Here is an 11,985-nt window from a genome sequence, read left to right on the forward strand (position 1 = left end):
ACGGAGCGAAGCGGAGATCCGGGATCCATGCCTGAACCTCTGCCGGAAAAGCTCCGGCATGGATCCCGGGTCTCCCTTCGGTCGCCCGGGATGACCTGCGGTTTTGAATGCGAGCTCAGCCCCGGACGATCTCGCTGCCCGTATAACCCTGGGCGTAGAGCAGGGCGGTGAGGTCGGCGTGCTCGAGCCGGGCATCTGCCGCCGCCGCGACCGCCGGCTTGGCGCGGAAGGCCACGCCCAGCCCCGCCTCGCCCAGCATGGCGAGGTCGTTGGCGCCGTCGCCGACCGCCATCGTCTGTTCGGGCGCGAGCTTGAAGCGGCCGCGCAATTCGACGAGCGCGTCGAGCTTGGCCTGCTTGCCGAGGATGGGATCGGCGACCGTGCCGTTCAGGATGCCGTCATCGGCGAGCAGTGTATTCGAGCGGTGCTCGTCGAAGCCGATGGTCTGGCCGATCGGCCCGGTAAAGACGGTGAAGCCGCCCGAGACGAGGGCTGTGTAGCCGCCATTGGCGCGCATGGTGCGGACGAGTTCGCGCCCACCCGGTGTCATCGTGATGCGGTCGCGGATGATCTCGCCGACGACGGCGAGCGGCACGCCCTTCAGCAGGGCGACGCGCTCGCGCAGGGCCGGCTCGAAATCGATCTCGCCGCGCATCGCCCGCTCGGTGATCGCGGCGACATGCTCCTTCAAGCCGACGAAGGCGGCGAGCTCGTCGATGCATTCCTGGCCGATCATGGTCGAATCCATGTCGGCGAGGAACAGCGCCTTGCGGCGCGTCGCCGCCTGCTGGACGATCACGTCGATCGCGGCGCCTGCCAGTTCAGCCCGTATCTCGGCTTCGAGCTTGCGTGCATCGGCCGCTTCCGCGAAGAGGTCGGCGGCGACTTCGCCGTCGAGCGGCGCCGTACCGGTGATGCCGGGCACGGCGCGGGCGAGGCGGGCGAGCAGGGCGTCGTCGACGAGCGCCTGGCCGTGGGCGGATACGAGTGTGGCGACGAGCATGCGAGGAACCGGGTGAAGGCGGAAGGGCAATTCGGCGCGGTGCTCATCGCAGGTCCGACCGCGAGCGGCAAGTCCGCCCTGGCGATCGAGATCGCGCGCCAGACCGGCGGCACCGTCGTCAATGCCGATTCCATGCAGGTCTATGCCGATCTGCGCGTGCTCTCGGCCCGGCCGAGCGAGGCGGAGGAGGCTGTGGTGCCGCATCGCCTCTATGGCCATGTCGACGGCGCCGTGAACTATTCGGCGATGCGCTATGCCGCAGACGTGGCGTCGCTGCTGGCGGAACTGCGGCAGCGCGGCTCGCTGCCAATCCTGGTCGGCGGCACCGGGCTCTATTTCAAGGCCGTCACCGAAGGCTTTTCGGCGATGCCGCCGGTGCCGGAAGAGGTCCGGGCTGCCTTCCGCGCCGATGCAGAGGGGCGCGAGACGGCTGCGCTTCACGCCGAGCTTGCCGCTTGCGACCCCGCCATGGCGGAGCGATTGCGCCCGAGCGACCGGATGCGGATCATGCGGGCGCTGGAGGTCTTCCGGGCGACAGGGCGCTCGCTGGCGAGCTTTCAGGGCGAGCGCGAGCCGGGGCCGCTGGGTGATGTGCCGACGTTGCGGCTCTTCGTGCATCCCGAGCGAGAGGCGGTGCGGGAGCGTATCGACCGGCGCTTCGAGACGATGATGGGCGAAGGCGCACTCGACGAGGTCTTACGTCTGCGGCTGCGCGGGCTCGATCCGCTGCTGCCGATCATGCGCGCCCATGGCGTGCCCGGCCTGATCGCCCATCTCGACGGCGCGATCACGCTGGCGGAAGCGATCCGGCGGGGCCAGGCCGATACGCGCGCCTATGCCAAGCGGCAGGTGACCTGGTTCCGTCACCAGATGGCGGGCTGGGAGGCCGCCGCACCGGAGGTCGCGCTGGAACTGGCCGTCCGGCGGCTCGGTTGCTGAGGGCTGCTCTGGATGGTCCCCAAGCCCTCATCCTGAGGAGCAAGCGGAGCTTGCGTCTCGAAGGATGTTCCAGGAGGCTCCGAGACATCTGGAGCATCCTTCGAGACGCCGCTGACGCGGCTCCTCAGGATGAGGGCTCATATGTGCAAACCGGCGGCTTACGCTCAGGCCGCTTCCGCGACAGAGAGGGGATCGGCGAGGCCGAGGCGGTTGCGGCCTTCGTTCTTGGCGCGATAGAGCGCCTGGTCGGCGCGGGCCGTCAGCGAGGCCAGGGCTTCGCCGGCCTGGCGAGACGCGACGCCGAGGCTCGCGGTCACCTTGAGCGCCAGGGTTTCGGAGACCGGCATCGCGCGGGCCAGCAGCGCGTCCTGAATTCGGCGGGCGCTGGCCGCAGCCGAAGCGAGGTCGCAGTCCCGCAGCAGAATGCCGAATTCCTCGCCGCCGAAGCGGCCGACGAGGTTGCGCTCGTTGCGGAACTGCCCGAGCAGCAGGTCGGCGAAGGCGCGGATCACGGCGTCACCGGCCGGGTGGCCATAGGTGTCGTTGACCTGCTTGAAATGGTCGAGATCGACGATGATCATCGCCAGACCGGTGCCCTCCGCCTCGCTGGCCGCGATCGCTGCATTGGCCTTCTCGGTGAAGGAGCGACGGTTGAGCAGCGCCGTCAGCGGATCGGTCTCGGCCAGACGGCGCAATTCCGTCTCGCGTTCCTCGCGCAGGCCGATTTCTTCTGAAAGCGCACGACGGGTCGCCCGCTCGCGGCCGATCTCCAGCGCCAGCGTCGCGGCGCGCATCTGCAGGGTCTGGTTGGCGACCGTGAGGTCGGTGATATCGGTCAATGTCAGGAGGAGGCCGTCGCCGAGCGGGGCGATCGCGACCCGAAGCCAGGTCGTGGCGTCCTCGCGCATGAAGGAGACCTCGAGCGTATCGGGGCGCTGCAGGTCGATGGCGTAAAGGCAGCGGCGCCAGACCGACGGGTCGGACAGGAAGGACAGGCTCTCGCGGCCGTCGGTGTCGAGCAGGTCCGCTTCCGCGCGTCCGCTCAGTTCGGAAGCACGGCGGTTGGCGGTGACGACGACGGCCTGCTCGATCGTGCCGGCCGCGTCGCGGATGGCGCGCAAGGCGACGATCCCGCTGGGCGAGCTTTCGAGCACGGCGTTGAGCAGGTCCTCGCGGAACTGCAGCGGGCGGCTGAACGCGACGATGAAGCGGCGCCCGTCGCGCGTCGTGGTCGGCAGGACCAGGCGCTCCCAGAGCGACACGCGCACGGTCTGGGTCGAGCGATGCACGGTATAGAGCGGCCGGTCCTCGGCCAGAGCCTGGTCGAAGCTGTCGATCGAGAAGCGGGCAACGCGTTCGCGCATCTCCGAAAGGCGCTTGCCGAGACGGCTGGCGCCGGAATAGCGGATGATCTCGCAGCCGAAATGCAGCCAGCGGTAGTCGCCGTCCCCGGTCGGTTCCAGGATCATCAGGTCGTCGCCGAACTCCGGCAGCAGGGCCGTGGCGAGCTTCTCATAGCCGACGGGCTCGCCATCCTGGCGATGCAGCGCGAAGCGGTTCAGAATCCGCGCGATCTCCGGGGCGTGGCCACGGGCCGCGATATTCTCGGTGTGAACCTCGTAATACATGTCCGTCCCGGTTCGAGCGCGCCGAACCTAATGCCGGACCGATTGAGAAAGTGTTCCCCAACGGCATGGCATTTTCAGGATCGCGTCACATGCCCGTTTCTCCGGGCTTCCCGGCGATGTTATCGCTTGACCGGCTGCGCGCCCTCCGTTAGCGTTCGGCAACTTCCGTCAAGGATCATGAGCGCGATGCGCAAGCTTATTATCGTAGAGGTGCGCTGGTAGGGGCCGGTTTAAAGACCGGGCGTCCCCGACGCCAGCGCACGCCCAGGCCCCTCCGAGGGCCTTTTTTATTGCCCGCATTCCAGACAGACCAGAAGACCAGCCGCAGGAGAGCGTTATGAGCGAGATGATGACCGGAGCCGAAATGGTCGTCCGCGCGCTTCAGGACCAGGGTGTCGAGCACCTGTTCGGGTATCCGGGCGGCGCCGTACTTCCGATCTACGACGCCATCTTCCAGCAGGAGAAGGTCAAGCATGTCCTCGTCCGCCACGAGCAGGGCGCGGTCCATGCGGCCGAGGGCTATGCCCGCTCCGGACCAGGCAAGGTCGGCTGCGTGCTCGTTACCTCCGGCCCCGGCGCGACCAATGCCGTCACCGGCCTGACCGACGCGCTGCTCGACTCGATCCCGCTCGTCGTGATCACCGGCCAGGTGCCGACGCATCTGATCGGCTCCGACGCGTTCCAGGAATGCGACACGGTCGGCATCACCCGCTCCTGCACCAAGCACAACTATCTGGTGAAGAGCATCCACGACCTGCCGCGCATCCTGCACGAGGCTTTCTACGTCGCCTCCAACGGCCGCCCCGGCCCGGTCGTGATCGACATCCCGAAGGACGTGCAGTTCGCGACCGGCGCCTATAGCCGCCCGCGCGACAACCAGCACAAGACCTACCGCCCGGTGGTCAAGGGCGACCTGAACAAGATCAAGGCCGCGGTCGAGCTGATCGCCGGCGCCAAGCGGCCGGTCTTCTATACCGGCGGCGGCGTGATCAATTCCGGCCCGCATGCCTCGGACCTGCTGCGCGAACTCGCCCGGCTGACCGGTTTCCCGGTCACCTCGACGCTGATGGGGCTCGGTGCCTTCCCGGCGGCCGACAAGCAGTGGCTCGGCATGCTCGGCATGCACGGCACCTACGAGGCGAACCTCGCGATGCATGACTGCGACGTCATGATCAATATCGGCGCGCGCTTCGACGACCGCATCACCGGCCGCATCGACGGCTTCTCGCCGCGCTCGAAGAAGATCCATATCGACATCGACCCGTCCTCGATCAACAAGACGGTCAAGGTCGATATCGGCATCGTCGGGGACTGCGCCCATGTTCTCGAGGACATGGTCCGTATCTGGCGCGAGACCGGCGCACAGGTCGACAAGACCGCGCTCGCGGCCTGGTGGACGCAGATCGAGGGCTGGCGCGGCCGCAAGAGCCTCGCCTACAAGCGCTCGGACACGATCATCAAGCCGCAATACGCGATCGAGCGGCTCTACGAGCTGACCAAGGACCGCGACCCCTTCATCACGACCGAGGTCGGCCAGCATCAGATGTGGGCGGCGCAGCATTTCCACTTCCAGGAGCCGAACCGCTGGATGACCTCGGGCGGGCTCGGCACCATGGGCTACGGCCTGCCGGCGGCGATCGGCGTGCAGATGAAGCACCCCAAGGCGCTGGTCATCGACATCGCGGGCGAGGCCTCGATCCTGATGAACATGCAGGAGATGTCGACGGCGGTGCAGTACCGCCTGCCGGTGAAGATCTTCATCCTCAACAACGAGTACATGGGCATGGTGCGCCAGTGGCAGGAACTGCTGCATGGCGGGCGCTATTCGGAGAGCTATTCGCAGTCCCTGCCGGACTTCGTGAAGCTTGCCGAGGCCTATGGCGGCCACGGCATCCGCTGCGACGATCCGGCCAAGCTCGACGCCGCGATCCTGGAGATGATCGACACGCCGAAGCCGGTGATCTTCGACTGCATCGTCGCCAAGGAGGAGAACTGCTTCCCGATGATCCCGTCGGGCAAGGCCCATAACGAGATGATCCTGCCCGATTTCGAGGGCGATACCGGCCAGATCATCGACGCCAAGGGCAAGCAGCTCGTCTGACGGAGCATCGTCATGCTCGGGCTTGACCCGAGCATCTCAGGCGGAGCGAGGCGCGAGGCTGTGCCCTTCCGGCGGGAGATTCTCGGGTCGAAGCTCTGCTTCGCCCGAGAATGACGGCAGCGGCGCGGGAAGGAAAATACCATGGCCACCATCGGTCTGATCGGCGGGATGAGCTGGGAGTCGACCGCGGTCTATTACCGGCTCCTCAACGAGGGCGTGCGCGCCCGCTCGGGCGGTCTGCATTCGGCCGACGTGCTGCTGCATTCGGTCGATTTCGCTCCCATCGCGGACATGCAGGCGAAGGGCGACTGGGCCGCGGCCGGCGCTGCGCTGGCCGCGAGCGCGCGCCGGCTCGAACAGGGCGGGGCCTCCTGCCTCGTGCTCTGCACCAACACGATGCACAAGGTCGCGGACCAGATCATCGCCGCGACAAAGCTGCCCTTCCTGCATCTGGCCGACGTGACGGCGCGGGCGGTGCTGGCTTCGCCCTCGCGACGGCCGCTGCTGCTGGCGACGCGCTTCACCATGGAGCAAGGCTTCTATCGCGACCGGCTCAGGGCCTTCGGCGTCGAGGCGCTGGTGCCGACCCCCGAGGAGCGCGACGACGTCCATCGGATCATCTATGAGGAACTGTGCCGCGGGCGGATCGACCCGGCCTCGCGCGAGCGCTACCGCGCCATCGTCGCGCGGGCGGCCAGGGAGGAGGGCGCCGACGGCGTCATCCTCGGCTGCACCGAGATCGGCCTCCTGCTGTCGCAGGGCGATGTCGACGTGCCGGTGTTCGACACCACCGCGCTGCATGTCGCGGCCGCGCTCGATTTCGTCGAGGAATGGGAGGCTGCCGCGGCATGAAGCTTCTGATCGGCAATAAATGCTATTCGTCCTGGTCGCTCCGGGCCTGGCTCCTCATGCGCGCGACCGGGATCGCCTTCACCGAGCAGCTCGTGCTGCTCGACGAGCCCGGCTTCAAGGACGCGATCTTCGCGGCTGCGCCCGGCAGCGGCGGCACCGTGCCGACGCTGGTCGACGGCGCGATCGCCGTCTGGGAGACGCTGGCGATCTGCGAATATCTCCACGACACACAGCCGCAGGCCAGCATCTGGCCGCGTGACAAGGCGGCCCGTGCCCATGCGCGTGCGATCTCCAGCGAGATGCATGCCGGCTTCACGGCCTTGCGCGGCGCCTGCCCGATGAATCTCGGCAAGCGCTTCGCCGCGCGCGATCGCGGCCCCGGCGTCACCCGCGACGTCGAGCGGCTCACCGCGCTGTGGCGGCAGGCGCGCGAGCGCTTCGGCGCCGGCGGGCCCTTCCTCTACGGCGAATTCTCGGCTGCGGACGCGATGTTCGCGCCGGTCGTCACCCGTCTCGATACCTATGGCATCGCCGTCGATCCGGTCTCGCGGGACTATATGCAGGCCGTGCTCGCGCTGCCGGCCTATCGCGAATGGCTCGCCGCCGCTCTGGCCGAACCCTGGATCGTAGCGCAGGACGAGGTCGACGAGCCCGCCCTCGTCGATCTCCGCGCTTCCTGATCGCCCCTAGCTTCCGTTTTCACCCGCTCCAACCCGCCTCACAGGTCCGTCATGTCGAAGCCCGCCACCCACTACCCGAACGCTCCCAAGGCCCAGCCGACCGCGCGCCATACCCTGGCGGTGATCGTCGACAACGAACCGGGCGTTCTTGCCCGCATCGCCGGGCTGTTCTCGGGCCGCGGCTACAATATCGAGAGCCTCACCGTCTCCGAGACCGAGCATGAGAAGCATCTCTCGCGGATCACGGTGGTCACCTCCGGCACGGCCAATGTCATCGACCAGATCAAGGCGCATCTCGACCGGCTGGTGCCGGTGCACCGCGTCGTCGACCTGACCGAGCAGGGCGAGGCGATCGAGCGCGAGCTGGCGCTGGTCAAGGTCGTCGGCAAGGGCGACCATCGCGTCGAGGCGATGCGCCTCGCCTCCGCCTTCGGCGCACGCGTGCTCGATGCCTCGCTGACCTCCTTCGTCTTCGAACTGACCGGCGCGACCGAGGAGATCGAACGCTTCATCAAGACGATGACGGCGGTGGGGCTGACCGAGGTCTCGCGCACCGGCATCGCCGCGATGAGCCGCGGCCCGGATTCGATGTGAACATGGCGTTCACCCCCGAAACGCTTGGGCAGATCGCGCTGCTGCTCGGCATAGCCGGCCTCGGCTGCCTCGTCTGGCCGATCGTGATGCGGCTGTCGGGCAAGGGGCAGGCCGAGCCGCTCGGCAGCGGCAAGAGCCTGCGCTCGCCGCGGTGGTGGGCCGGCTTCCTCCTGACCATCGCGGCGGTCTTCCTGCAGCGCATCGCCAGCCAGCAGGCCGGCTGAGCCTCAGCCCGCGAAGCCGCCCTCGTCGAGAAAGGCCTGTTCCCGTGCCGTGGTCTCGCGACCGAGCACGCGGTTTCGATGCGGGAAACGGCCGAAGTCGCGGATGATGTCGCGGTGGATTTCGGCATATTTCACGCCGTCTGCGTCATCGGCAGCGGCGCAGAGTTCGATGCAGCGCTCCTGATCCTCCAGTCCTTCGGAATGCATGAAGGGCATGTAGAAGAAGCGCTTCTCCGGCGGCTGATAGGCTTTGTCGAACCCCCTGGCGATCGAGCGCTCGGCCACCTCGACCGCTTGCGAATCGGTGGCGAAGGCGCGCGGGCTGCCGCGGAACATGTTGCGCGGGAACTGGTCGAGCAGGACCAGGAGCGCATAGACGCCTTCCGCAGTTTCCTCCCAATCGGCGAGCTGTCCGGCGGCTGCGGCCTCATGGGCCGGGAGGAAGCGCCTGATGATCTCGGCGTCGAATGCGTCGTTCTTGGCGAACCATTTCTCCGGGCCGGCTTCGCGCCAGAAGCTGACGACGTCATGGGCGCTGGGCAGGGTCATAGGTGGCTCCTTTGGCTTGTGGCAAGTTCAAATTTCGAGTGACAGGTCCAGCCCACATCCTGAGGAGCAGCCGCAGGCTGCGTCTCGAAGGATGTTCCAGGAGGCTCCCGGGATATCTGGAGCATCCTTCGAGACGGCCCTGTCGGGCCTCCTCAGGATGAGGGTTCAAGGGATTCGAGTGGCCTCCCAGAGATAATTCTTCTTCAGCCAATCGCCAGCCGCGAATAACGCTTGCGGGCCGCCCGTCGCTGCGATAGATGCCTGAACCGTAACGTACGGTACTGGATTTCTCCCGCCCATGACGCAAGGCTCCGCAGAGACGCAAGGCGAGGCGCTGACAGCGCGCCAGCAGGCCGTGCTCGATGCCGTGCTGAGCCTGATGGTCGAGAAGGGCAGCGGGCTGACCATGACCGCCGTGGCGCGCCGCGCGAGCTGCTCCAAGGAAACGCTCTACAAGTGGTTCGGCGACCGCGACGGCCTGCTGACCGCGACCGTGCAGTGGCAGGCCTCGAAGGTGAGGGCGGGCAATTTCGACCGGCAGAACCTCGATGCCGGCGCGCTGCGCGAGAGCTTGAAGGGCTTCGCCGCGAACTGGCTTGATGTCATCACCTCGCCGACCTCGATCGCGCTCAACCGCATCGGCATCAGCCAGGCAGCCTCGCGCGACGGCAATCTCGGCTCGATCGTGCTGGCCAATGGCCGCTTCGCCATCGGCGAGCGGCTAAAGCCGGTGCTCGATGCTGGGCGCGAGGCGGGGCTGCTCGCCTTCGACGATACCGAGACAGCCTTCCGCACCTTCTTCGGCCTCGCCGGCCGCGACGTCCAGATCCGGCTGCTGCTCGGCGATACGCTGACGCTCAGCCGGGCCGAGATTGCCACCGACGCCGAGCGGGCGACCGAACAGTTTCTGACCCTCTACGGCGCGGGGCGGCATGCCTCGGGCCGGGACAAGACCAACGCGTGACAAAGGAGACACCCATGCGCGTTTATTACGATCGTGATGCCGACATTAACCTGATCAAGGGCAAGAAGGTCTGCATCGTCGGCTACGGCTCGCAGGGCCACGCCCACGCGCTCAACCTGCGCGATTCCGGCGTCAAGGAGATCATCATCGCGCTCAAGGCCGGCTCGGCCACGCGCAAGAAGGCCGAAGAGGCCGGCTTCAAGGTGATGACCCCGTCGGAGGCCGCCAAGGTCTCGGACATCATGATGATGCTGACGCCGGACGAGCTGCAGGGCGACATCTATCGCGACGAACTGCATGCCAACATGAAGGAAGGCGCCGCCCTCCTGTTCGCGCACGGCCTCAACGTCCATTTCAACCTGATCGAGCCGCGCAAGGACCTCGACGTGCTGATGGTCGCCCCGAAGGGCCCGGGCCACACCGTCCGCTCCGAGTATCAGCGCGGCGGTGGCGTGCCGACCCTGATCGCGATCCACCAGGACGCGACCGGCAACGCACATGACCTCGGCCTGTCCTACGCCTCGGCCAATGGCGGCGGCCGCGCCGGTATCATCGAGACCACCTTCAAGGAAGAGTGCGAGACCGATCTCTTCGGCGAGCAGGTCGTGCTCTGCGGCGGCCTGGTCGAGCTGATCAAGGCCGGTTACGAGACGCTGACCGAGGCCGGCTACGCCCCCGAGATGGCCTATTTCGAGTGCCTTCACGAGGTGAAGCTGATCGTGGACCTGATCTACGAAGGCGGCATCGCCAACATGAACTACTCTATCTCGAACACCGCCGAGTACGGCGAGTACGTCACCGGCCCGCGGATCATCACCGCCGAGACCAAGGCCGAGATGAAGCGCGTCCTCAACGACATCCAGTCGGGCAAGTTCACCCGCGACTGGATGCTCGAGAACAAGGTCAACCAGACCTCGTTCAAGGCGACCCGCGCCCGCTATGCCGCCCACCCGATCGAGGAAGTCGGCGCCAAGCTCCGCGACATGATGCCGTGGATCAAGGCCAAGGCCCTGGTCGACAAGACCAAGAACTGAGCTCTTCCCCATCCCGTCATGCTCGGGCTTGACCCGAGCATCTCGGGACGAAGGGGGCTCTTCTCGGGTGGAGATTCTCGGGTCGCTGCTCCACAGCGCCCGGGAATGACGGCAAGGCAAGCGGCTTCCCAGATTGATTCAAGGTGTTCCGGGTTTGATTCCGGAATCCCTTTCAATCGACTGATCCGGTTGGATTTTTCTGTTTGCGGGCGGCGGCCGGGAGGCTGCCGCTCGCTTTCGGTTCGCGCCTGTCGGAACCCTGCGAACGCCCGGGCGTTTTCCTTGCGGTGCATGGCCCAAGAGGCCTGCGACAGATCAAGGGAGACGGTCATGACGGTCGATACGCGACCCAGAGTGCCGGTGCAGGATCCCGGGCAGTTGCGCGGCGGCGATCCGATTCCGCCCATGCGGGCGGATGACCATAGCGATGCCGATCCGGCGGTCGAGACGCCCGTCGAGGCGCGGCAGGGTTTTCTTGGCCGGCCGGTGCTGATGGTGCTCGTCGGCGGTCTCGTCCTTGCGATGGTCGCCTGGGTCGGGGTCGAGATGCTCGCCTATTGAGTTCTATAAAGTCGTTCGCGTTTGCCCGTAACCGGGGAGGCAGTGATGGAGCTTTTACGCATTCTCGAAACGCCTGTGGCCATCCGCGTCGTGATGGCGGTATCGCTGGCGATCATGCTGGCCGTCGTGCTCGGGTTGGCCTGAGCGTCGGACCAGATGACGAAAGTCACGAAATCTCCGGCGTCCGGCGCCGGAGGTTTTTTTATGGATACCAGCGGCCATCGAGTGCCGGTGCCTTTCAGCGCGCGAGGAATTCGCTGACGCGGCCGACGGCGTAGAGCAGGCTGAACCCCCAGGCGAAGGAGGCCAGCCAGTTGGCGAGCTGGAACTGCCAGGCCGGCATCGCGACGATGCCGGCGACGATGGCGATGACGGCCCGCAGCGGCCCGAAGAAATGCCCGATGAGAATGCTGGCGATGCCCCATTTCTCGAAGAAGGCGTGGCCGCGATCGAGCAGTTGAGGATTGTTGCGGAAGGGCCAGTGATCGTGGACGCGGGGCCCGAGATAGACACCGGCAAGATAGGACACCCAGAAGCCGCTGCCGGCGCCGAGGGAAGCGGCCAGCGCCAGCGGCACGAGATTAAGTCCCGAGGCGCCGGCGACGGCGCCGAAGGTGGTGAAGAACACCGTCGCGGGCACCAGCCAGGAGAGAATCGCGACGCATTCGGCGAAGGCGACAGCGAAGACGATCGGGATCGCCCATTGCTGATGAGCCTGCATGAAGTCGACGAGCGCCTTCATGGCTTGTTCGAGTTCGGCCATGGCGTTCGGCTCGGCTCCTGCGGGGTCGGGTCGGTCTCGCCATATGGCCGGGTGTCCGGCGCGATGCAAGCGACGGGCCGCCGCAGGGCGGGC

Annotated in this window: 13 protein-coding genes; 9 read left to right on the forward strand and 4 right to left on the reverse strand. The window is 66.9% G+C overall.

The genetic code is table 11. The features are described 5' to 3' along the window. Positions 1–115 precede the first annotated feature (115 nt). Positions 116–1,003: a phosphoserine phosphatase SerB gene (serB, locus tag OCUBac02_RS09900; RefSeq protein WP_244639148.1), complete on the reverse strand. Its 888-nt coding sequence runs from the start codon at positions 1,001–1,003 to the stop codon at positions 116–118. 12 nt (positions 1,004–1,015) lie between these two features. Between serB and miaA the strand changes: the two genes are divergently transcribed. Then, positions 1,016–1,942: a tRNA (adenosine(37)-N6)-dimethylallyltransferase MiaA gene (miaA, locus tag OCUBac02_RS09905; protein ID WP_244639149.1), complete on the forward strand. Its 927-nt coding sequence runs from the start codon at positions 1,016–1,018 to the stop codon at positions 1,940–1,942. A gap of 164 nt (positions 1,943–2,106) precedes the next feature. Here miaA and OCUBac02_RS09910 read toward each other — a convergent pair whose 3' ends face one another. Beyond that, positions 2,107–3,570: a GGDEF domain-containing protein gene (locus tag OCUBac02_RS09910; protein WP_173045300.1), complete on the reverse strand. Its 1,464-nt coding sequence runs from the start codon at positions 3,568–3,570 to the stop codon at positions 2,107–2,109. Between the two features lie 337 nt (positions 3,571–3,907). Between OCUBac02_RS09910 and OCUBac02_RS09915 the strand changes: the two genes are divergently transcribed. The 5 genes from OCUBac02_RS09915 (at position 3,908) to OCUBac02_RS09935 (ending at position 8,021) form a co-directional block, all read left to right on the forward strand. Then, a complete protein-coding gene (locus OCUBac02_RS09915; RefSeq protein ID WP_173045302.1) occupies positions 3,908–5,671 on the forward strand; it encodes an acetolactate synthase 3 large subunit in 1,764 nt (587 codons plus the stop codon). A gap of 141 nt (positions 5,672–5,812) precedes the next feature. After that, positions 5,813–6,523 (forward strand): aspartate/glutamate racemase family protein, encoded by a 711-nt coding sequence (locus tag OCUBac02_RS09920; RefSeq protein ID WP_173045304.1) that lies wholly within the window; start codon positions 5,813–5,815, stop codon positions 6,521–6,523. Then, complete coding sequence (locus OCUBac02_RS09925; protein ID WP_173045306.1) at positions 6,520–7,203, forward strand: glutathione S-transferase family protein; 684 nt, start codon at positions 6,520–6,522, stop codon at positions 7,201–7,203. Before OCUBac02_RS09920 ends, OCUBac02_RS09925 begins: the two co-directional genes overlap by 4 nt. Before the next feature lie 51 nt (positions 7,204–7,254). Then, positions 7,255–7,797, forward strand: a complete 543-nt coding sequence (gene ilvN, locus OCUBac02_RS09930; RefSeq protein WP_047580085.1) for an acetolactate synthase small subunit — start codon at positions 7,255–7,257, stop codon at positions 7,795–7,797. Between the two features lie 2 nt (positions 7,798–7,799). After that, entirely contained in the window at positions 7,800–8,021 is a 222-nt protein-coding gene (locus OCUBac02_RS09935; protein WP_173045307.1) for a hypothetical protein, read from the forward strand. A gap of 3 nt (positions 8,022–8,024) precedes the next feature. On the opposite strand, the gene OCUBac02_RS09940 is transcribed toward OCUBac02_RS09935, so the two are convergent. Then, on the reverse strand, positions 8,025–8,570 hold the full coding sequence (locus OCUBac02_RS09940) for a DUF924 family protein (RefSeq protein WP_047582833.1): 546 nt from the start codon (positions 8,568–8,570) through the stop codon (positions 8,025–8,027). Positions 8,571–8,868: 298 nt separating this feature from the next. Here OCUBac02_RS09940 and OCUBac02_RS09945 point away from each other — a divergent pair, with 298 nt between their 5' ends. From OCUBac02_RS09945 to OCUBac02_RS09955, 3 genes are all read left to right on the forward strand, one after another. Beyond that, positions 8,869–9,534 carry a TetR/AcrR family transcriptional regulator C-terminal domain-containing protein gene (locus OCUBac02_RS09945; protein WP_173045309.1) on the forward strand — a complete coding sequence of 222 codons (666 nt, stop codon included), beginning with the start codon at positions 8,869–8,871 and terminating at the stop codon, positions 9,532–9,534. Positions 9,535–9,548: 14 nt separating this feature from the next. Further along, positions 9,549–10,568: a ketol-acid reductoisomerase gene (gene ilvC, locus OCUBac02_RS09950; protein WP_055728916.1), complete on the forward strand. Its 1,020-nt coding sequence runs from the start codon at positions 9,549–9,551 to the stop codon at positions 10,566–10,568. A gap of 330 nt (positions 10,569–10,898) precedes the next feature. After that, a complete protein-coding gene (locus tag OCUBac02_RS09955; protein WP_173042962.1) occupies positions 10,899–11,129 on the forward strand; it encodes a hypothetical protein in 231 nt (76 codons plus the stop codon). A 238-nt stretch (positions 11,130–11,367) separates the two neighbouring features. On the opposite strand, the gene OCUBac02_RS09960 is transcribed toward OCUBac02_RS09955, so the two are convergent. Then, a complete protein-coding gene (locus tag OCUBac02_RS09960; protein ID WP_047581640.1) occupies positions 11,368–11,892 on the reverse strand; it encodes a DedA family protein in 525 nt (174 codons plus the stop codon). Between the last annotated feature and the right edge of the window lie 93 nt (positions 11,893–11,985).

Origin of the sequence: Bosea sp. ANAM02 (assembly GCF_011764485.1) — a bacterium.
Classification (GTDB): domain Bacteria; phylum Pseudomonadota; class Alphaproteobacteria; order Rhizobiales; family Beijerinckiaceae; genus Allobosea.